The sequence below is a fragment of the Aneurinibacillus thermoaerophilus genome, from assembly GCF_019603355.1.
In the GTDB taxonomy this organism is placed as follows: domain Bacteria; phylum Bacillota; class Bacilli; order Aneurinibacillales; family Aneurinibacillaceae; genus Aneurinibacillus; species Aneurinibacillus thermoaerophilus.
The window spans coordinates 1,089,216-1,110,253 of sequence record NZ_CP080764.1; the positions used below are offsets into that span (position 1 = coordinate 1,089,216).

17 protein-coding genes are annotated in these 21,038 nt (G+C 49.8%); 15 read left to right on the forward strand and 2 right to left on the reverse strand.

The window, feature by feature from the left end:
- Positions 1–21: 21 nt before the first annotated feature.
- Positions 22–276 (reverse strand): DUF2627 domain-containing protein, encoded by a 255-nt coding sequence (locus K3F53_RS05890; RefSeq protein WP_057899420.1) that lies wholly within the window; start codon positions 274–276, stop codon positions 22–24.
- A 138-nt stretch (positions 277–414) separates the two neighbouring features.
- Here K3F53_RS05890 and K3F53_RS05895 point away from each other — a divergent pair, with 138 nt between their 5' ends.
- The 15 genes from K3F53_RS05895 to fur all read left to right on the forward strand — a co-directional run bounded on the left by K3F53_RS05895 (position 415) and on the right by fur (position 18,840).
- Positions 415–2,478, forward strand: a complete 2,064-nt coding sequence (locus tag K3F53_RS05895; RefSeq protein WP_057899419.1) for a sigma-54 interaction domain-containing protein — start codon at positions 415–417, stop codon at positions 2,476–2,478.
- A gap of 245 nt (positions 2,479–2,723) precedes the next feature.
- On the forward strand, positions 2,724–3,830 hold the full coding sequence (gene bcd / locus K3F53_RS05900) for a branched-chain amino acid dehydrogenase (RefSeq protein ID WP_057899418.1): 1,107 nt from the start codon (positions 2,724–2,726) through the stop codon (positions 3,828–3,830).
- Positions 3,831–3,851: 21 nt separating this feature from the next.
- Positions 3,852–5,273: a dihydrolipoyl dehydrogenase gene (lpdA, locus tag K3F53_RS05905; protein WP_057899417.1), complete on the forward strand. Its 1,422-nt coding sequence runs from the start codon at positions 3,852–3,854 to the stop codon at positions 5,271–5,273.
- Between the two features lie 42 nt (positions 5,274–5,315).
- Positions 5,316–6,308 carry a thiamine pyrophosphate-dependent dehydrogenase E1 component subunit alpha gene (locus K3F53_RS05910; RefSeq protein ID WP_091259973.1) on the forward strand — a complete coding sequence of 331 codons (993 nt, stop codon included), beginning with the start codon at positions 5,316–5,318 and terminating at the stop codon, positions 6,306–6,308.
- Between the two features lie 13 nt (positions 6,309–6,321).
- On the forward strand, positions 6,322–7,305 hold the full coding sequence (locus K3F53_RS05915; protein ID WP_057899415.1) for an alpha-ketoacid dehydrogenase subunit beta: 984 nt from the start codon (positions 6,322–6,324) through the stop codon (positions 7,303–7,305).
- A 46-nt stretch (positions 7,306–7,351) separates the two neighbouring features.
- Positions 7,352–8,686 (forward strand): dihydrolipoamide acetyltransferase family protein, encoded by a 1,335-nt coding sequence (locus tag K3F53_RS05920; protein WP_057899414.1) that lies wholly within the window; start codon positions 7,352–7,354, stop codon positions 8,684–8,686.
- Between the two features lie 183 nt (positions 8,687–8,869).
- Entirely contained in the window at positions 8,870–10,522 is a 1,653-nt protein-coding gene (locus K3F53_RS05925) for an acyl-CoA mutase large subunit family protein (RefSeq protein WP_091259969.1), read from the forward strand.
- Positions 10,523–10,539: 17 nt separating this feature from the next.
- The gene (mce, locus tag K3F53_RS05930; RefSeq protein WP_057899412.1) at positions 10,540–11,400 is read left to right on the forward strand and encodes a methylmalonyl-CoA epimerase; all 861 of its coding nucleotides are present in this window, start codon (positions 10,540–10,542) and stop codon (positions 11,398–11,400) included.
- Between the two features lie 170 nt (positions 11,401–11,570).
- On the forward strand, positions 11,571–13,124 hold the full coding sequence (locus tag K3F53_RS05935) for an acyl-CoA carboxylase subunit beta (RefSeq protein WP_091259967.1): 1,554 nt from the start codon (positions 11,571–11,573) through the stop codon (positions 13,122–13,124).
- A gap of 293 nt (positions 13,125–13,417) precedes the next feature.
- Positions 13,418–14,539, forward strand: a complete 1,122-nt coding sequence (locus tag K3F53_RS05940; protein ID WP_220559717.1) for a M20/M25/M40 family metallo-hydrolase — start codon at positions 13,418–13,420, stop codon at positions 14,537–14,539.
- Between the two features lie 82 nt (positions 14,540–14,621).
- Positions 14,622–15,764, forward strand: coding sequence for a DUF3866 family protein (locus K3F53_RS05945; protein ID WP_057899409.1), 1,143 nt, complete (start codon positions 14,622–14,624; stop codon positions 15,762–15,764).
- A gap of 52 nt (positions 15,765–15,816) precedes the next feature.
- Positions 15,817–16,344 carry an NUDIX hydrolase gene (locus tag K3F53_RS05950; RefSeq protein ID WP_269465341.1) on the forward strand — a complete coding sequence of 176 codons (528 nt, stop codon included), beginning with the start codon at positions 15,817–15,819 and terminating at the stop codon, positions 16,342–16,344.
- Positions 16,341–17,540, forward strand: coding sequence for an endonuclease Q family protein (locus tag K3F53_RS05955; protein WP_246615688.1), 1,200 nt, complete (start codon positions 16,341–16,343; stop codon positions 17,538–17,540). Before K3F53_RS05950 ends, K3F53_RS05955 begins: the two co-directional genes overlap by 4 nt.
- Before the next feature lie 70 nt (positions 17,541–17,610).
- Complete coding sequence (spoIIM, locus tag K3F53_RS05960; protein WP_220559734.1) at positions 17,611–18,270, forward strand: stage II sporulation protein M; 660 nt, start codon at positions 17,611–17,613, stop codon at positions 18,268–18,270.
- Positions 18,271–18,354: 84 nt separating this feature from the next.
- Entirely contained in the window at positions 18,355–18,840 is a 486-nt protein-coding gene (gene fur, locus K3F53_RS05965; protein WP_156424131.1) for a ferric iron uptake transcriptional regulator, read from the forward strand.
- Between the two features lie 110 nt (positions 18,841–18,950).
- On the opposite strand, the gene K3F53_RS05970 is transcribed toward fur, so the two are convergent.
- Complete coding sequence (locus K3F53_RS05970; RefSeq protein ID WP_091259965.1) at positions 18,951–21,026, reverse strand: peptidoglycan D,D-transpeptidase FtsI family protein; 2,076 nt, start codon at positions 21,024–21,026, stop codon at positions 18,951–18,953.
- Positions 21,027–21,038: the final 12 nt, after the last annotated feature.

Consider the following 21,038-nt stretch of genomic DNA (forward strand, 5'->3'; position numbering starts at 1 on the left):
GGCAGATTGGTAGAAAAACTGCTACGGCTGCTCCTTTTTGCGAAACCGCGGTTGTACCAGATTTTTTTTACGATCCGTATGTAAAATAAAGCCGCCAATAAATGCGATTCCCAGCACGAACAATACGAAACCTAGCATGAATTTTCCGATGAGAAAGGTATGGATAGCAGGGTCGAAGTACAAATACAGCGTATCTCGCATCATTTTAAAACCGTAGGCAGCAACCGCGCCCGGAATAATATAAACAATAAAAACGGCGACAAATCGTAAAAACATCGTACATACCTGCCTTTTTTCATTTTACGTCCTCATCTTAACCGTTTCTTCCTTGTTTGTCCACTATTGCCGTCATAGCCATACTCTGGTTAAATAAAAAGGGGCCTGCAATTTTTTTCATAGGAAAGGGGGATGTGAATGAAAGTCGTTATTGTGGGAGGTAGCCGGGACGGAATGGCATTGCTCAATGTGCTGCATCGGATGGATAGTATTGAGGTTGTCGGTGTCGTTGATATTGATGAAGGGTCTCCGGGGTTTTTGCGTGCAAAAGAGCTTTCTATTCCTGTGAGCACGCGGATTGAGTCGTTTTTCGAGCGCGGAGTGGATGTGATACTAGAAGCGACCGGCGATGAAACAATGTACCGGAAACTACAGATGATAAAGCCGGGGGATGCGGTGATTATTCCGGGAAGATTAGCTTCTGTCATCATTCGCTTGGTAGAAGAGAAGACGGCATTGGTTCGCGTGCTGCATGAGAAGCAACGGGAAATCGATACGGTGTTAAATTCGACATATGATGGCCTGGTTGCTGTTAACAAAGAAGGGCTGATTTTCATTTATAACCGTGCGGCGGAACGGATTCTCGGCATAAAAAAAGAAGATGCGCTCGGCAAATGGGCGGAGGATGTCATTCCGAATTTAAGATTACATACTGTACTTCGCACCTGTATACAGGAATTAAACCAAGAACAGGCGCTGGACGAAAGCAGACGCATTGTAATGAATCGCGTTCCGATTTTGGACCGGGACGGGCGTGTTCATGGAGCGGTGGCAGTGTTCCGAGATATTACGAAAGTGGCGACCCTGACAAATGAGATTATTACGCTGAAAGATATGCAGAGTTTACTTATGGCGATTATTCAATCGTCGGATGATGCCATTTCCGTAGTGGATACGCACGGAAATGGATTGATGATTAATCCAGCGTACACACGCCTAACCGGGCTGACGGAAGCGGACGTGATTGGCAAACCGGCCGATGTTGATATTTCAGAAGGCGAAAGCATGCATATGCAAGTGCTGAGGACGGGAAAACCGGTACGCGGCGTCCCGCTTAAAGTCGGTCCAAAAAAGCGGGATGTCGTGGTAAATGTCGCGCCTGTCGTCGTCGACGGCGTACTGAAAGGCAGTGTCGGCATTATTCATGATGTGTCGGAGATCAAGAAGCTGACGGAGGAGTTGGAGCGGGTCAAACGGCTTGTACGTAAACTGGAAGCGAGCTATACATTTGATGACATCATCGGAACGAGCGAAGAAATACTGCATGCCATCGAGCAGGGGCGGAAGGCAGCACGCACGCCTGCGACCGTGTTATTGCGGGGAGAATCTGGCACAGGCAAGGAACTGTTTGCTCATGCGATTCATAATGAAAGCGATCGGAAGTACAATCAGTTTATCCGTGTCAACTGTGCATCCATTCCGGATACGTTGCTTGAATCGGAACTGTTCGGCTATGAGGAAGGCGCGTTTACCGGAGCGAAACGCGGCGGAAAGAAAGGTCTGTTTGAAGAGGCGAGCGGCGGCACCATTTTCCTTGACGAAATCGGCGAATTATCGATGAGCACACAGGCAAAGTTGTTGCGTGTGTTGCAAGAAAAAGAAATTGTACGCATCGGCGGCACGAAAGCCATTCCGGTAGATGTGCGTGTGATTGCTGCTACCCACGTTAATCTAGAGCGTGCGATTCAGGCGGGTGCGTTCCGCGAAGATTTGTATTACCGCATTAATGTATTGCCGATCGTGATTCCGCCACTTCGGTATCGAATGTGCGATATGGAGGAACTGGTTGAGCATCTTATTCATAAATATAATCAAGAGTATGGGCGGAACGTGCAGGGGGCGGCGCCGGAAACGCTGGAACGCTTAAAGCGGTATACGTGGCCCGGGAATGTCCGGGAGCTTGAAAACGTGATTAGCCGTTCCATTATCAATATGAAGTTTCAGGAGACGCTTATACAGCCGCACCATCTGCCGGAATTGTCAGCAGCCGGGCAGGCCTATACGCGGACAGAGGCGGGAGAAAGCGGGAAGCTGGAAGCGGTGGCGGATACGCGAACGTTAAATGAACGGCTGGAAGAGGTGGCAAAAGCGATAATTGCAGAAGCGCTGACACGCAACAATGGAAATAAAACAGCGACAGCCAAGCAACTTGGATTGTCGATTCGCAATTTGTATTATAAAATCGAAAAATACGGATTATGAGAAAAATATTGCCTGCATTTTTTTTCACATTATGAATTTTTTTGCAAGTGGAAGAGTGTAAAAATGTAATATTGCCAGGATATTTTTCGGAAGCGTTTACAAAGGAGGTTTTGGCATATTTTTTGCGAAACGCGATAAATGGAAAGGTAACAGGAGTTGTACTTTGCTATCTATTTCATTTCTTATTATCAAAGAACGTGTAGGTGATATGTTTACTTACCTATGCTTAGGAGGCATGAGTTTATATGAAAATCTTTGAGTATATGGAGAAATATGATTATGAACAACTGGTTTTCTGTCAGGATCAGAACTCCGGTTTAAAAGCGATTATCGCGATACATGATACAACGCTTGGTCCCGCCTTGGGAGGCACGCGCATGTGGATGTATGACACGGAAGAAGATGCGATCGAAGACGCGCTGCGGCTTGCGCGCGGGATGACGTACAAAGCGGCCGGTGCGGGCTTGAATCTGGGTGGTGGCAAAGCAGTCATTATTGGCGATCCGCGCAAGGATAAGAGTGAAGAAATGTTCCGCGCGTTTGGACGCTACATTCAGGGGCTGGGTGGCCGTTATATTACGGCGGAGGATGTGGGGACGACAGTGGCCGATATGGATATTATCCATATGGAAACTGACTATGTAACCGGTGTGTCGCCTGCGTTTGGCAGCAGCGGTAATCCTTCGCCTGTAACCGCATATGGCGTATACCGCGGCATGAAAGCGGCCGCCCGTGAAGCGTTTGGCACGGACGACTTAAGCGGGAAAACAATCGCTGTGCAGGGCGTGGGGAATGTGGCGTACAACTTATGCCGCCATTTGCACGAAGAAGGGGCAAACTTAATTGTCACAGACATTAATAAAGAAAATGTGCAACGTGCGGTCGAAGAATTCGGCGCAAAAGCGGTGGATCCGAACGACATTTACAGCCAGGAATGCGATATTTTCTCCCCGTGTGCGCTGGGTGCCATCATTAATGATCACACCATTCCGCAGCTCAAAGCAAAAGTTATTGCTGGTTCGGCCAACAACCAACTGAAAGAAGAATGCCACGGCGACATGCTGCAAGAACTGGGTATCGTGTATGCTCCCGATTACATTATTAATGCCGGAGGACTCATTAACGTGGCGGATGAGCTGCAAGGCTATAATCGCGAGCGTGCGCTGAAAAAAGTGGAAATGATTTATGATAATATTTTAAGGGTATTTGAAATCTCGAAGCGGGATAACATTCCCACGTATAAAGCGGCTGATCGGATGTGTGAAGAGCGCATCACGCGTTTGCAGCACTCGCGCAGCATGTTCCTGCAGAATGGCAAACATGAACTGTCTCGTATCCATCATAAATCATAATGAATGAGCGGGGGTGGCTTTATGTCGAATGAATATGACGTGGTTGTGCTTGGCGGAGGCACGGGCGGTTATGTAGCCGCTATCCGCGCTTCCCAGTTAGGCATGAAAGTGGCGGTAGTTGAGAAGGATAAGCTAGGCGGAACGTGCCTGCACCGCGGATGTATTCCGAGCAAAGCGCTGTTGCGAAGCGCCGAAGTATACCATACCCTAAAAAACGGCGCTTACTATGGCGTGGAAGTGAGCGATATCGGCATCAATTTCCTGCGGATGCAGGAGCGGAAACAGGAAATTGTTGACCAGCTGCACAAAGGCGTACAACATTTAATGAAGAAGGGAAAAATTGACGTATATGAAGGTACGGGCCGCATTATGGGTCCCTCTATTTTTTCGCCGCAAGCAGGAGCGATCAATGTGGAGTATACGAACGGTGAAGCGGAAATTCTTGTGCCCAAATTCGTCTTGATCGCCACCGGTTCTCGCCCTCGCACATTGCCTGGGCTTACGATTGACAAAGAGGCGGTGATCACGAGCGATGAAGCGCTGGAGCTTAAGGAACTTCCCAGGTCGGTGCTGATTATCGGCGGCGGTGTCATCGGAATTGAATGGGCGTCGTTGTTCAACGATTTAGGAGTAGATGTTGAAATTGTTGAATACGCAGATCGGATTTTGCCGTTTGAGGACGAAGACATCAGCAAGGAAATCGCGCGCCTGTTCAAAAAACGTAAAATCAAAGTACATACTGGAGCAAAAGTTCTACCCGAGACGCTCTCGCGCGGCGAAGGGAACGTTACAATTAAAGCGGAGCAAAACGGCAAAGAGCTTGCGTTTACGGCGGAGAAAATTCTTGTTTCCGTCGGGCGTCAGGCCAACGTGGAAGACATTGGCATGAATAATGTGGACGCGCGAATCGAGAACGGTGTGATTAAAGTGAATGAAATGTATCAGACGAACGAGCCGCATATTTATGCTATTGGAGATGTAATCGGAGGCTTGCAGCTTGCACACGTCGCTTCACACGAGGGAATTGTCGCCGTCGAGCATATGGCAGGTCTGCGCCCCCGGCCGATTGATTACACAATGGTGCCGAAATGCACATACAGCCGCCCGGAAGTGGCGAGTGTCGGTCTGACAGAGACGGAAGCAAGGGCCAAAGGATACAGTGTCAAGATCGGAAAGTTCAGCTTTCGCGCGATTGGCAAAGCGCTCGTATACGGCGAATATGACGGGTTCGTGAAATTCATTGCTGATGAGAAGACGAACGATGTGCTCGGTATTCATATGATCGGCCCGCACGTAACCGATCTGATCGCCGAAGGAGCGCTTGCACGCGTGTTGGACGCGACGCCGTGGGAGATTGCGCATACCATCCATCCGCATCCGACGCTATCCGAAATTATGGGAGAAGCAGCGCTTGCGGTCGACGGAAAAGCCATTCATTCTTAGTATGTACATTATCTATTCAAATATATAAGGAGGCGAGCCGCAATGGTGGAAAATCGTCATCAGGCAGCAGGCTTAACCGACGAACAAGTTATGGATATGTATTATTACATGCTTTTGGCCCGCAAAATTGATGAGCGGATGTGGCTTTTAAATCGCGCGGGAAAAATTCCGTTCGTAATTTCTTGCCAGGGGCAGGAGGCGGCCCAGGTCGGTGCGGCGTTCGCGTTTGACCGGAAAAAAGATTACGCCTGCCCGTATTACAGGGATATGGGCGTCGTACTCGTATTCGGTATGACGGCAAAAGACATGATGCTATCCGCGTTTGCGAAAGCGGAAGATCCGAACAGCGGCGGACGTCAAATGCCAGGCCATTTCGGCAGCCGCAAGCATAACATTCTGACCGGATCTAGTCCGGTAACAACCCAGGTGCCGCACGCAGTCGGCATTGCGCTTGCGGGACGGATGGACAACAAAAATCCGGTTGTCTATACATCGTTTGGTGAAGGGTCAAGCAACCAGGGTGATTTCCATGAAGGGGCAAACTTTGCCGGTGTGCATAAACTTCCGGTCATTTTCTTCTGCGAGAACAATAAGTACGCTATTTCCGTGCCGGTTACGAAGCAGCTCGGCTGCAAAAGCGTGGCTGAGCGCGCACAGGGCTATGGGTTCCCGGGCGTATCCATCGACGGTAACGATCCGATTGAGGTGTACAAAGCGGTAAAAGAAGCTGTGGATCGCGCCCGCCGCGGCGAAGGGCCGACGTTGATCGAGGCGGTGACGTATCGGCTTGTGCCACATTCGAGCGATGACGATGATCGCTCATACCGTTCGCGCGAAGAGGTAGAAGAAGCGAAGAAGAAAGATCCGCTTCTTCGTTTTGCCTCTTATTTGCGCGAAGTCGGAGTATTGATGGAAGAAAAAGAGCAAGAAATCAACGAGCGTGTGACCCGCGAGGTGGACGAAGCGACCGAATATGCCGAAAACGCGCCGTATCCGGAGCCGGAATCCGCGCTGCGGCACGTATACGCGGAATAAGGGGGTAGATGGAATGGCAGTTATTTCTTATATTGATGCGGTAACCCAGGCGCTAAGGGAAGAAATGCAGCGTGATAAGCGCGTATTTGTATTAGGAGAAGACGTAGGCGTGCGTGGAGGCGTTTTCCGCGCGACGAACGGTTTGTATGAAGAATTTGGTGAAGAGCGTGTGATTGACACGCCGCTGGCTGAATCAGCGATCGCCGGCGTGGCGATCGGCGCGGCCGCTTATGGTATGCGTCCGGTGGCGGAAATGCAGTTTGCTGATTTCATTATGCCGGCAGTGAACCAGATTGTAAGCGAAGCCGCGAAAATGCGCTACCGCTCAAACAATGACTGGCATTGCCCGCTCGTTATCCGCGCCCCTTACGGCGGCGGTGTGCATGGCGCGCTGTACCATTCTCAGAGCGTAGAAGCGATGTTCAACAGTGTTCCGGGTTTGAAAATAGTGGCCCCTTCGACTCCGTATGATGTAAAAGGGTTACTAAAAGCAGCGATTCGTGATGATGATCCGGTTCTCTTTTTTGAACATAAACGTTGTTATCGACTGATTAAGGGCGAAGTGCCGGACACGGACTACACGGTACCGATCGGCAAAGCCGATGTGAAGCGCGAAGGAGAGGACCTTACGGTTATCAGCTACGGCCTTACGTTGCACTTCGCTTTACAGGCAGCGGAAAAGCTGGCCGAGGAAGGAATCAGTGCGCATATTCTTGACCTGCGCACGCTTTATCCGCTCGATAAGGAGAGCATCGTAGAGGCGGCGCGTAAAACCGGAAAAGTGCTTATCATTCATGAAGATAATAAGGAAGGCGGCATTGGTGGGGAAGTGGCGGCAATTATTGCCGAAGAATGCTTGTTCGACTTGGACGCGCCGATTAAGCGCCTAGCTGGTCCGGATATTCCGGCGATGCCATACAGCCCGCCGCTGGAGAAATTCTTCATGCTCAATCCAGAGAAAGTGATGGTCGCAATGCGCGATTTGGCCGAGTTTTAACATAGTAAATGTATAGTATAGAAGCAAAAAGGAGGCAGTACGCGTTATGGCAACCGAAGTGCTTATGCCCCAGCTAGGCGAGTCTGTCACGGAAGGCACGATCAGCAAATGGCTGGTAAAACCGGGAGATAAGGTGAAAAAATACGAACCGTTGTGTGAAGTGACGACAGATAAAGTGAACGCTGAAGTTCCGTCAACGGTGGAAGGGGTCGTCAAAGAGCTGGTGGCGAACGAAGGCGACACGCTTGCCGTCGGAAAATTAATTTGTTATATCGAAACGGAAGATAAAGAACCTATCGCAACCCAGATGGCTGACATCCCGGAGTTTGAAGCGCCGAAGCAATCGGCTTCTGCCGGTTCCGCTTCCGGTGTGAGCATGGCAGCAGCAAAAGCGGCTGGCAAACGTTTTTCACCGGCAGTGATGCGTCTTGCCCAAGAACATAGCATTGATTTAAGCCAGATTGAGGGTACAGGAAGAGAGGGACGGATTACGCGCAAGGATGTGCTAGCCGTGATTGAGAGAAAAGGCACAACACAGGAAAAGCAGCCGGAAGCGGCGCGGGAGAGCGCTTCGCAGGCAGAGCAGTTATCCGTGCAGCAACAGCTAACAGAACGGCAGCCTAAGACCGCGCCGTCCCCGACTGTACGCCCTGCCGTAAGCACGTCAGAAGTGGCGGTTTATCCGGGCGATACGGAAATTTCGGTTACAAGCGTGCGCAAAACAATCGCGAATCGTATGGTCCAGAGCAAACATGAGATGCCGCATGCCTGGACGATGGTTGAAGTCGATATGACCAACCTCGTCAAATTGCGCAACAGCCTAAAGGCTGAGTTCAAGGCCAAAGAAGGGTTCAACCTTACGTTTCTGCCCTTTTTTATCAAAGCGGTTGTGGAATCCATTAAGGAATTCCCGATCATGAATTCCGTCTGGGCGGGCGACAAAATCATCATGCGCAAAAATATTAATATTTCTATCGCTGTAGCGACCGATGATGCATTGTTCGTTCCGGTCATTAAAGACGCTGATCAGAAAAGCATTTACGGATTGGCGCGTGCGGTAGACGAACTGGCCGCAAAGACGCGCCAGGGTAAGCTAACGGTGGACGACATGTCAGGAGGCACGTTTACTGTCAACAATACAGGTTCGTTTGGCTCCGTGCTTTCCGCGCCGATTATTAACTATCCGCAGGCTGCGATCATTAGCATGGAATCGATTGTCAAGCGTCCGGTTGTCATCGACGATATGATCGCCATTCGTGACATAGCGAATGTGTGCCTATCGCTTGACCACCGCGTGCTCGATGGTCTGGTGTGCGGACGCTTTTTGCAAAGCGTCAAACAAAAGCTTGAAGCGTATGGTTCGCATACAAGCATATATTAAGTGGATGCTAAGATGGAGAACCGGGAGCCCCGGTCTCCTTTTTTCGTATACAAAATTTTGCCGAAGGAGGGCAGGAATTTACGAAAAAAAGAAGAATATGTAGAAAGATTGGAACAATTCCTTTGTTTCAAAATAGAAAAAGAAAGAGAAACAATATGGAGTGTTCTATGAGGAGGGAAAACCATGGGTAAAAACAAAGCAAAGAAAGCGCTTCAGGCGTGGGAAGAAAAAGTAAAAGAACGCCTCGCCAAAGTACCGGAGCGCAAGGAGAAGTTCGAAACTTCATCAGGCATTGAAGTGGAACGGGTTTATTTGCCGGAAGAACTCACCGACGAATATATGAAAAAGGTAGGCTTGCCTGGCGAATATCCATACACGCGCGGCGTACAGCCGACGATGTACCGCGGACGTTTTTGGACGATGCGCCAGTACGCCGGTTTCGGCTCCGCGGAAGAAACGAACAAACGCTTTAAATATTTGCTTGAGCAGGGTCAGACTGGCCTGAGCTGCGCCTTTGACCTTCCGACGCAAATCGGCTACGATTCTGACGATCCGATGTCGACAGGCGAAGTCGGAAAAGTGGGCGTGGCCATTGATTCGCTTGAAGATATGGAAATTCTGCTGGATGGCATTCCGCTTGACAGGGTGAGCACCTCCATGACAATTAACGCTCCAGCGGCGGTGCTGCTCGCGATGTACATCGCCGTAGCTGAGAAGCAGGGCGTGCCCTCTGAGAAGCTATCCGGCACGATTCAGAACGATATTTTAAAAGAATATATCGCGCGTGGTACATACATTTTCCCACCAAAACCGTCCATGCGCCTTATCACTGACATTTTCGCATATTGTGCAAAGCATGTGCCGAAATGGAATACGATTAGCATTAGCGGTTATCATATCCGCGAAGCGGGCTCAACCGCAGTGCAAGAGGTCGCCTTTACGCTGGCGGACGCTATTGCATACGTCGAAGCCGCACTGGAAGCAGGACTTGATATTGACGAATTTGCGCCACAATTGTCTTTCTTTTTTAACGGTCATAACCATTTCTTTGAAGAAATCGCGAAATTCCGCGCGGCTCGCCGCATTTGGGCCCGCCTCATGAAAGAAAAGTATGGTGCAAAAAATCCGAAATCCTGGCAATTTCGTGTTCATACGCAAACGGGCGGTTCCACGCTGACCGCGCAACAGCCTGACAACAATATCGTGCGCGTGACCATTCAGGCGCTGGCGGCCGTTCTTGGTGGTACGCAGAGCCTGCATACTAATTCGCGCGATGAGGCGCTGGCGCTGCCGACGGAAGAATCAGCCCGCATCGCGTTGCGCACACAGCAAATTATTGCGTATGAAACGGGTGTGACCGACACGGTGGACCCGCTGGCAGGTTCGTATTATGTAGAAAGCTTGACTGATCAGATTGAGGCTCAGGTGCTCGATTACCTGAAAAAAATTGAGGATATGGGCGGTGCGGTAGCCGCGGTTGAGCAGGGATACATGCAGCGTGAAATTCATGAGAAAGCGTACGAATTCCAGAAGAAAGTCGAGTCCGGCGAAGAGGTCGTTGTCGGGGTGAATCGCTTCCGCATTGAAGACGAGAAGCAGCCGGAGCTTTTACGGGTTGATCCGAACCTTGGTAAAATTCAGCGTGAGAAGCTTGAAAAATTGCGGATGCGTCGCGATAACGATAGGGTGAAGCAGACGCTGGAAGCGCTGCGTAAGGGTGCACAAGGCACGGATAATCTAATGCCGCTCATTTTGGATGCTGTCCGCGCGTATGCGACGATTGGCGAAATCTGTGGCGTGCTTCGTGAAGAATTTGGCGAATACCGTCCAGTTTAAGGGGGAGGATGAGAGAGATGGAGAGAAAAATACGCGTATTAGTAGCGAAACCAGGACTTGACGGCCATGACAGGGGCGCGCTCGTTATCGCACAAGCGTTGCGTGACGAAGGAATGGAAGTGGTGTATACCGGCCTGCGCCAGACCCCGGCGCAAATTGTAGCGAGCGCGATTCAGGAGGACGTAGACGTGATCGGTCTTTCCTGCCTGTCCGGCGCACACAATGAACTGTTCCCGGAAGTTGTTCGCTTGCTGAAAGAACAGGGGGCAGATGATATTATTGTAATTGGCGGCGGCGTCATACCGGATGAAGATATTCCATTTTTGGAAAGCCAGGGTATCGCCAAGGTGTTTACGCCGGGAACGAATACGAAAGATACAGCCGATTTTATTCGCCATAAAGTGATGGAAAGGAATGGCGGGAGCGAACCATTGATGAACGCTCCTGAAAAGATCGAACATATCGGGATCGCGGTGAAAAACCTCGATGAATCTGTAAAATTTTATACCCAGATGCTCGGATTAAAGCTGGTTGGATTTGAAACGGTGGAGAGCGAGAAAGTACGGGTCGCTTTCCTTGAGATCGGCGAAACGTATATTGAATTGCTTGAACCGACAAGCGAAGAAAGCGCAATTGCCAAATTTATCGCCAAAAAAGGCGAAGGTATCCACCATATTGCGTTCAAGGTCGACAATCAGCAAGAGCGTCTGAACAAGCTGAAAGAAGCAGGTGTGCAGCTTATCAGTGATACACCGAAGCTAGGGGCGCACAACAATATGGTCGCGTTTTTGCATCCGAAAGCGACGCACGGCGTGCTGCTGGAGCTTTGCCAGAAAGCGGAGAGCGCAGAACCCGCTGGACATGAGGATAAACATTAAAATATAAAGAAAGGAAAAACGCGGAACATAGGGGATGTTTTGTGTGCGGACGCGGTGCGAAAGAGCCAGCGTCCGCTTGTCCTGAATCCCGGCCGTTATAGAAAAGAAGCGAGATAACGGCACGGATTTGTTTCCGCGGAGCGTCAAGGATAGGAGGGCTATACTAACATATGAGCACCATGTATGAAAAAATTGATGAAATGTATGAGCGGCGCCGTAAGGTCGAATTGGGTGGCGGAGACAAAAAAATCGACGCGCAGCACGACCGCGGTAAATTGACGGCACGCGAACGCCTTGATTTGCTGCTGGATGAAGATTCGTTTGTAGAACTTAACCCGTTTATTGAGCACCGGGCGACCAACTTCGGCATGGATAAGATCGAAGGACCAGGTGAAGGGGTCGTTACCGGCTACGGCAAAATCAATGGCCGCCTCGTATTTGTATTTTCCCAAGACTTTACCGTGTTCGGCGGCGCGCTTGGAGAGATGCATGCCCTGAAAATCGCGCGGATTATGGATCTGGCGGCAAAGACAGGAGCTCCTGTCATCGGTTTGAACGATTCGGGCGGTGCCCGCATTCAGGAAGGTGTAGAATCGCTGGACGGCTACGGCCATATTTTCTATCGCAATTCGATTTATTCTGGCGTCATTCCACAAATTTCCGTTATTATGGGGCCATGTGCCGGCGGGGCGGTATATTCCCCGGCGATTACAGATTTTGTCTGCATGGTCGAAAAAACAAGCCAGATGTTTATCACCGGTCCGAAAGTAATCGAAGCGGTGACCGGCGAAAAAATTTCGTCTGAAGATTTAGGAGGGGCGAAGGTACACGCCTCTGTCAGCGGCAATGCGCATTTCACTGCTCCGTCCGAGCCGGAGATGCTGGAGCAGGTGCGCCGCCTGTTGAGTTTTTTGCCGCAAAATAACAAAGAACAACCGCCTTTCGTACCTCCTAAGGAGAAGGATGACGGCTGGGATGACGACCTGGCGGAAATTGTGCCGATCGCGCCGACCAAGGTGTATGATGTACGCAAAGTCATTTATAAGATTGTTGACGGCGGCGACTTCATGGAGGTTCAGCCGGATTTTGCGAAAAACGTTGTGATTGGATTTGGCCGCATCGACGGATATAGCGTCGGTATCGTGGCAAACCAGCCGAAATTTATGGCGGGCGGGCTTGATATTAATTCATCCGACAAATTGTCGCGTTTCGTTCGCTTCTGCGATTCGTTTAATATTCCGCTTATTACGTTTGAGGATGTATCCGGCTTCTTTCCGGGCGTTAATCAGGAACACGGCGGCATTATTCGGCATGGCGCCAAAATTTTGTACGCATATTCCGAGGCGACGGTACCGAAGATTACCGTCATTTTGCGCAAGGCGTTCGGCGGTGCGTACGTGGCTCTGAATTCAAAAGCGATCGGCGCGGATATTGTATATGCGTGGCCGAATGCGGAAATCGCGGTGATGGGCGCGGAAGGTGCAGCCAACATTATTTTTGCGAAGGAGATCGAGAACAGCGAGAATCCGACCGCGACGAGGCAGGCAAAAATCCAAGAATACCGCGAACGTTTTGCCAACCCTTATGTTGCTGCCAGCCGCGGTATGGTCGATGATGTTATTGACCCGCGCGAGACGCGTAAAAAGTTGCGCGAAGCGCTGGAAATGTTGCGCAACAAGAAAGAGGAACGACCGGCGAAAAAGCACGGCAATATTCCATTATAATTTCCATTATAATAGCGAAAACCGGGGATTTCCCCGGTTTTTTTACTAGTCCAACAGCCTAAGCGCTGCGTGCACAAACATTTTACCCTGTTTTCCAAAGCGTCTTCATCAATCTTATGGGATGTACCGCCAACAAATCTTATAACAGAAATGACAAAGCTACCAAGCGGATTCATGTTTCTTGAAACGATATACTGCTAAAGGGGAAGGGCACATCATTTATTGAATTTCATCAAAAATTGGTAAAGAATAAGAATGTATAAAATATATAGAGAATAGGTGGGAACAGGACGATGATTCAGCAAGATCGAATGGTTGCAGAGTTTATGGAACTTGTCCGCGTCGATAGCGAAACGAAGCACGAACGCATCATCTGCGATGTACTGAAAGAGAAGTTTACCGCGCTCGATCTTGAAGTGAGCGAAGATGACGCGGCGGAAAAAACGGAACATGCAGCCGGAAATTTAGTCGCGACATTGAAGGGAACGATTAAAGACTGCCCGGTTATTTATTTTACGTCTCATATGGATACGGTTGTGCCGGGCAAAGGCATTCGGCCGAGCATACGGGACGGCTACATCGTCTCCGATGGAACAACCATTCTCGGCAGCGACGACAAGGCTGGCATCGCGGCGATGCTGGAGGCAATCCGTGTGCTGAAAGAGCAAAACAGGCCGCACGGCACGGTGCAATTTTTGATTACGGTCGGTGAAGAATCTGGCCTTATGGGAGCCAAAGTGTTTGATCCTTCGTTGCTTCAGGCTGAATACGGATTTGCGCTCGACAGTGATGGCAAAGTGGGAGATATTATTATCGCTGCGCCGTATCAGGCGAGAATCTCAGCTACTATCCGGGGCCGCTCCGCTCATGCCGGAGTGAATCCAGAAGCGGGTATCAGCGCGATTCAGGTGGCGAGTAAAGCGATCTCCCGCATGCCGCTTGGCCGTATCGATGAAGAGACAACAGCGAATATTGGCAGCTTCCAAGGCAGCGGCCCGACTAACATTGTTTGCGATCAGGTCGAAATTATGGCCGAGGCACGTAGCCTGGTGGAAGAAAAACTGAACGCGCAGACGGAAAAGATGAAGCGCGCATTTGAGGAAGCGGCGGCGGAATTTAGAGCTACAGCTGAAGTTGCGATTGCGCTTGCATATCCTGGATTTGCATTCAAGGAGGACGATCCGGTCGTGCAGCAAGCAATCGCCGGAGTAAAAGCGATCGGGCGTGAGCCGCGGCTTCTTGCGAGCGGCGGTGGCAGTGACGCCAATATTCTGTCCGGCCATGGCATTCCGACGGTCAATCTTGCCATCGGCTATGAAGACATCCATACAACAAACGAAAAAATTCCAGTGGAGGAGCTGGTGAAAGCGGCTGAACTTGTCGTGGCGCTTTGCGAACAAGCGGTAAAGCGATAAGAATAAGATATTATCCTATCTACTTTTTTGTCCTTTCCTGCTCTCTACATGCATATTCTTCCTGTAGAAAAGGAGGGATTGCATGATTGCATGGTCATACGGCACGGTCATGCGGATCGTGCGGGACGAGGAAGCGTTACAGGAGCTTGAGGTTCGACTTGTGAATGAAGAGGTGGCGTTGGCGCTTAACTATCCTGAGCTGACGGGGCGCGCAAGCCCAGAAGAGTGTGTCATTGTCAATACGACCGCTGTGGAACTTGGATTGGACAGCGGCGGCAAACACTTTGTCACAGCGAGACTAAGCCCGGAGGGGACGCCGTTATCAGGCAGAGGAGAGGTTCGGCGCGAAGGGCACATCGTGAAAATGCGCTATACCCCTTTTCAGCATACCGTACAATCAGTAGAAGAGAAGGAAAGCGAATACCACGAAATTTTCCAGAAGGTAGAGGGTAAAACATTAGGGAGGATTCCGGTCGTTATCGGCGAGGTTCATAGCATGCTCCCGGCGTTTGTGCTTTCGCTATGGCATTTGTGGCGCCGGGCGGGAGAAAGTAAAATGCCGCGTGTCTGCTATATCATGAGCGAAGGAGGAGCGCTGCCGCTCGCGCTCAGCGACCATGTTCGTTATTTGCAGTCTGCCAGCATGTTAACTGGTACGCTCACATACGGTCATGCTTTCGGGGGACAGACAGAATGCGTAAACTTGTACACAGCGCTTTTGGCGGCCAAATATGTATGGAAAGCAGATGTTATTGTCGTGGCACCAGGGCCGGGTGTGGCTGGCACAGGGACGAAATTCGGATTTAGCGGAATGGAACAGATTACGATTATTGAAGCGGCTCATAAGCTGGGCGGACTTCCTGTGCTAATTCCAAGAGTTAGTTTCGCTGACGGGCGCGAGCGTCATACAGGTATTAGTCATCATACGCTTACGGTGCTTCGTTTTGTTCCGGAAGTACCGCTTGTGCTGAATGTTGAACATCACCCAAAACTAATTGGACAATTGCAAGATCAATCCGTACGGCATACGATCGTATTTCATGAACCGAAAGATATGGAAATATGGCGGAATATAACTGAATCGTATCCTGTTCCGCTCGTGTCTATGGGCCGTACGATAGAAGATGATCCTGCATTTTTTGCCCATATGTATTATGCTGCACGCTTCATATGGATGAGGTGCTTGAAACGGGAAGAGATGAAAAAAATGGATTTGTTCTCCTGAATATGCTTCAATAGAGGGGAAGATCATACCGGAAAGGATGAACACAGAAGTTATGATGGAAAAAACCGTAGCAAGCCAAACCATTTATGATGGAAAAATTATCAAAGTAAAAGTCGATGACGTGCAGTTGCCGAACGGAAAAACCGCCAAGCGCGAAATCGTTAATCACCCGGGGGCGGTCGCGGTGATGGTGATAACCGATGACAATAGAATGGTGATGGTGCGTCAGTTTCGGAAGCCGCTGGAGCGGATGCTTGTGGAAATCCCGGCCGGAAAGTTGGAGCCGGGAGAAAATCCAGAAGCGTGCGCGCGCCGGGAATTGCAGGAGGAAACGGGATATACGTGCGCCTCGCTCCGCCATGTGGCTTCTTTTTATACCTCGCCGGGCTTTGCTGACGAAATTGTTCATCTGTACCGCGCGGAAGGGGCAAAACCGGGGACGGCACAGCCGGATGAGGACGAGTTTGTAGAAGTAATGTACGTCACGCCTGAGGAAGCGCAGCGGTTGATCGCTAGCGGCGACATTCGCGACGCGAAGACCATTCTTGCTGTCTATGCTTGGCAGTTGAATGCAAAATGACAGCGTATATGAACGAGTGTTTCGCTGACCTGCACATTCATATCGGCCGCACGATGCGGGATCGCCCGGTGAAAATTACGGCTTCGCGCAGCTTGACGCTTACGGCTATCGTGGAGGAGGCTGTAAAACGGAAAGGAATGCATATGATCGGCGTCATCGATTGCCATTCTCCAGAGGTACAGGAAGAAATCGACACTCATATCAGAGTGGGCCGTATGCAGGAATTGCCGGGTGGCGGTTATGTGTACCGGATACCGGAAGGGGAAGTCACGCTGATTGCCGGCGTGGAAGTGGAGCTTAAAGTCGGAGCTGGGCTGGCGCATTTTCTTGTTTATTTGCCGGATCGCGCCGCGTTTGCTGCGTTTCGTGGTTGGTATCACACCAAAGTAAAAAATATTCACTTGAGCACTCAACGTGTGTATGCGGACCTGGATGAGCTCGTGACGCACGTGGATTCGCTGGGCGGTATTGTAATCCCGGCGCACGCCTTTACGCCACATAAGAGCGTATACGGGGCCTGTGTTGATCGGCTGTCATCCGTTATCGATGTGAATCGATTTGCTGCGATTGAGCTAGGTTTAAGTTCCGACTCGAATTTGGCAGATGGCATACAGGAGCTTAGCGGTCTTACATTTGTGACAAATTCGGACGCTCATTCCGTAGGGAAAATCGCTCGCGAATACCAGGACTTGCGCGTTCAGCGCCCGGATTTTTCCGAGTTGTGTCTGGCGCTCAGGCGACGGGATGGAAGAGGTGTGCGCACAAATTATGGTTTGCATCCGCAGTTGGGGAAATACTACCGCACGCGCTGTACGAACTGCGAAGAATTGATTGCGCAATCCGATGCGCTGCGCTGCCCGCATTGCGGCAAGGAAGGAAAAAAGGTCATTACGCGAGGCGTATACGAACGCTTTTTGCAGATCTCAACACAGGCGGCCGGTACGCATCCAGCGCACCGGCCGCCGTACCGCTACCATATTCCGCTGGAGTTCGTCCCGGGCCTTGGCCCAGGACGCATGCAAAGGTTGCTGAACGCTTTTGGAACAGAAATGCGAATTTTACACCATGCAACGGTGGAGCAACTGGCTAACGTCGTGGGTACGGCTGTCGCGGAGAACATTGACCGCAGCCGACGCGGCGAAGTGATGTTTCTGGAAGGTGGCGCCGGGATTTACGGAAAAATCGCGCTTGAGTAATACGTCTAGTAATACGTCTCCCCTGTCTTTCATATATATCGTGATAAGAGACGGACAGGGGGGATTCCCATTGGTAAGGAGTAAAATTGGACAAACATTACAGCAGAATGTGCGAGAGAATTCATCGCTCTATTTGTTTACCATTGTGCTGTTCATTATGGGGGTTGGCTTTGGCGCCGTCGTCGTCAATTCGCTCGGCATGACGCAAAAGCAGGAGTTGTTCATGTATGTCAGCCAGTTTTTCCATGAGCTCACAAACGATGATATTACCGACCCGCTGCGCAGCTTTCAAAGTTCGCTCGGCCATTACCTGAAGTATATAGGTTTTATGTGGATTCTCGGACTTTCTATTATCGGTCTTCCGCTCATTCTCATAATGGTGTTTCTAAAGGGTGTCGTAGTCGGGTTTACGGTCGGTTTTTTGGTGAACCAGTTGCAGTGGAAGGGGCTATATTTCGCCGCGGTTTCTGTGTTGCCGCAAAACCTGCTGGTCATTCCGGCGATGATTATTGTAGCGACGGCAGGTATTTCGTTTTCTCTGCATCTTATCCAATCGCGTTTTATGAAGAAAGGCGGTGCATTGTATCCCCGCTTTTTTGTATACAGCGCGCTGATCTTAATTATGGGTGTTGTGATGACGGTGGCAGCCGGGTTTGAGGCGTTTGTTTCTCCTTCGCTGATGAAGCATGCGAGCGCGATGCTTTTAAAATTTATAATAATTATTATTTAAGAAGAGTTTTATTTGACTCCCTATTTACGCTCCACTATAATGAGAATGTAGGAAGCTGCTCGGGGAGGTCTTTGTATTATGGAAATAGAAGAAAGAATTGATAAAATTAGACAGCAATTGCATGCCCATAGCTACAAGCTGACACCGCAGCGCGAAGCGACGCTTCGTGTTCTATTGGAAAATGAAGAAGATCATTTATCCGCAGAAGATGTTTATTTGCTCGTCAAGGAGAAAGCCCCTGAAATCGGTCTGGCTACCGTATATCGTACACTTGAATTGATGAGTGATTTGCATATTTTGCAAAAGATTAATTTCGGCGACGGGGTAGCCCGTTATGAGTTTCGTAATGAAAATGCCGAGCACCATCACCATCATTTGATTTGTGTCATGTGCGGCATCGTAGATGAGATACATGAAGACCTTCTGGGCGAAGTTGAGCAAGCGGTTAGCGATAAATTTAAATTCCATATTCTTGATCATCGTTTGTCTTTCCACGGCATTTGCCATCGTTGCATTGACAAAGTGGATAAGAATGAACTTGCGAATGTAAGAAGCAATATTCCAGGCTGAAAAAGCAGTGGTACCTTTCCGGGCCCTGCTTTTTTTCGTAGTGAAGGAGAATGATCCGCAAAAGTAAAAAAGCATGCTGTTCCGCCCGGACAGCATGCTTTTTATGAAGTTTACTCAGTTTTTTTGTCTTTCGGCACGGCTGTTTTCGGATCGTATGGCTTATCCGTAGGGCCAAGGCCAATGTATTTGTCATATGCTTCATAAATGGCACGGGCGATGCGACCAGCGGATTGAGAGCCATAGCCCCCTTCTGGAACGATAACAGCAACAGCCAGTTTCGGATCCTCAACCGGAGCAAAGGAAACAAAGACCCCATTATTTATTTCTTTATACTTGCGCCAGTTTACCTTCTTCGTAAAATCTGTTGAATCAGGCACATAAATATCTTGTTGCGATGTTCCTGTTTTTGCTGCTACGCGATAAGGAAACCCGGCAAATGCGCTGGTCGCGGTACCGCCTTGGGTAACCATTGCCATGCCTTGATGTATTGTACGCCAATTAATATCCGATTCTTTTATTACATTTAGCACTTCTGTTTTATACGGACGAACAACATTTCCTTTAGCATCCACAATGCGATCCACCAGTTGCGGGCGCAAGCGCACGCCTTTATTCGCAATCGTGGCAACGTATTGTGCCAGCTGCATAGCCGTATAGCGGCCCTGCTGGCCGAAGGAAGCCTGCACCATCGCAGCGAGAGGGCCATAGCGCTTATTCATGACGAGAAAATCTTCGTTGCCGGCCGATTCTCCCGGCAAATCGACGCCTGTTTTCACGCCGAGACCGAAGGCGTGATAGTACTTCTGATAGACGGTAACGGAATTTTTTCCATGCTTTTCGCTCATAAGCTTACCAATGCGCGCCATATACGTGTTGGCTGATTTTTGAATCGCCGTTCTGGGCGTCAGCATGCCATAATTATGACCGCTGTCGTTGCGTACGACGTCGGAAGCGCCACCATAGTGGTACGCACCTGGGTCAGCCCAATAATCATACGGTGTAATTAAGCCTTCCGACAATCCCATTAGCACGGTGAGCGGCTTCACGACAGAACCGGCCGGTACGATGGAAGCTGGATGTTTATAGTTCTCCATCTCCGCAGCTTTTCCGGTTTTGGGGCGCACATCATACGGTGCGCTGCGGATTGTCCCGTTTGTAAAGGAATACTTATTTTGTTCGTATGTTTCTTTGTCAGGGCCGGATGTCCAAATGTTCGGGTCGTATTCCGGGTAGCTGACCATCGCAACAATTTTACCTGTCTTTACTTCCATAGCCACCGCGTACGCTGTTTTTGCGTAGGAGGCGTTACGACCTGTGGCCCGCAGTTTGGGCAGGAAACTCTTAATGAAGTCGCGCGTTTCAAGTTGCACGCGCTGGTCAATTGTTAGATACAAATTGTTGCCGCGCTTTGGCGGAACTTCCTTGATCTGTTTTAGGATGTTTTGATGGGCATCCACCTGATACAGACGGTAACCATTCTCGCCGCGCAGTTCTTCTTCATAGCTGCGCTCAATTCCGTCATAACCGACCGTTTGGTTCGGCAAATAATCGTCCTTTCGCTGTCGATAGTATTCGATGCCCTGATTATCCGCAACGTTAAACGGGCGCACATATCCGATGGTTTGCACGGCCACCTGTTTCGGATCGTATTCGCGGATCGGTTTCGTGATGACGGCTACACCATCCAATTCATTGCGGTGCTCTGATAGGTAGGCGATTTCTTTTTGGGATAGGTCGTGTTTCAAGTCTTTTTCCAAAAATTTTTGGGTCATGCGCGGGGATTTGACGACATTTCCGTTTTTATACTCGTATCCGACATCCATTTTTTTGAGCAAATCCTCTTTAGTCGTGCCTTCCAGAATTTTTTCCAGCTTGGTGGCTAGCTGGATGTAATAATCCTTGTCCATATATTCTTTTTCCTGGAAGACGGCAGTAAAGGAGCCACGACTATGCACGATTAGGTTGCCGTGCCGGTCGTATATGTTGCCGCGCATCGCCGGAATTGGCACTTTCTTGTCCGATTTGGACACCGCTTCTGCCTGATACTCCTCCCCTTTTACAACCTGCACGTAGGCCAGTCGGAAAATGATAAGGGCGAATATGAGGAACACGAGCAAAAGCAGCAGGTTCAAACGGTTGAACACTTGCTTGAGCCGGCTATTTTCTTTTTCTTGTTGATTGTACATCGGTTTGACCAC

Coding starts and splice junctions, on each gene's coding strand:
- K3F53_RS05920 (WP_057899414.1), top strand. CDS start 7,352: ATGGCAACCGAAGTGCTTATGCCCCAGCTAGGCGAGTCTGTCACGGAA.
- K3F53_RS05935 (WP_091259967.1), top strand. CDS start 11,571: ATGAGCACCATGTATGAAAAAATTGATGAAATGTATGAGCGGCGCCGT.
- K3F53_RS05940 (WP_220559717.1), top strand. CDS start 13,418: ATGATTCAGCAAGATCGAATGGTTGCAGAGTTTATGGAACTTGTCCGC.
- K3F53_RS05955 (WP_246615688.1), top strand. CDS start 16,341: ATGACAGCGTATATGAACGAGTGTTTCGCTGACCTGCACATTCATATC.
- K3F53_RS05950 (WP_269465341.1), top strand. CDS start 15,817: ATGATGGAAAAAACCGTAGCAAGCCAAACCATTTATGATGGAAAAATT.
- K3F53_RS05890 (WP_057899420.1), bottom strand. CDS start 276: ATGTTTTTACGATTTGTCGCCGTTTTTATTGTTTATATTATTCCGGGC.
- mce (WP_057899412.1), top strand. CDS start 10,540: ATGGAGAGAAAAATACGCGTATTAGTAGCGAAACCAGGACTTGACGGC.
- K3F53_RS05915 (WP_057899415.1), top strand. CDS start 6,322: ATGGCAGTTATTTCTTATATTGATGCGGTAACCCAGGCGCTAAGGGAA.
- bcd (WP_057899418.1), top strand. CDS start 2,724: ATGAAAATCTTTGAGTATATGGAGAAATATGATTATGAACAACTGGTT.
- lpdA (WP_057899417.1), top strand. CDS start 3,852: ATGTCGAATGAATATGACGTGGTTGTGCTTGGCGGAGGCACGGGCGGT.
- K3F53_RS05910 (WP_091259973.1), top strand. CDS start 5,316: ATGGTGGAAAATCGTCATCAGGCAGCAGGCTTAACCGACGAACAAGTT.
- K3F53_RS05925 (WP_091259969.1), top strand. CDS start 8,870: ATGGGTAAAAACAAAGCAAAGAAAGCGCTTCAGGCGTGGGAAGAAAAA.
- K3F53_RS05895 (WP_057899419.1), top strand. CDS start 415: ATGAAAGTCGTTATTGTGGGAGGTAGCCGGGACGGAATGGCATTGCTC.
- K3F53_RS05945 (WP_057899409.1), top strand. CDS start 14,622: ATGATTGCATGGTCATACGGCACGGTCATGCGGATCGTGCGGGACGAG.
- K3F53_RS05970 (WP_091259965.1), bottom strand. CDS start 21,026: ATGTACAATCAACAAGAAAAAGAAAATAGCCGGCTCAAGCAAGTGTTC.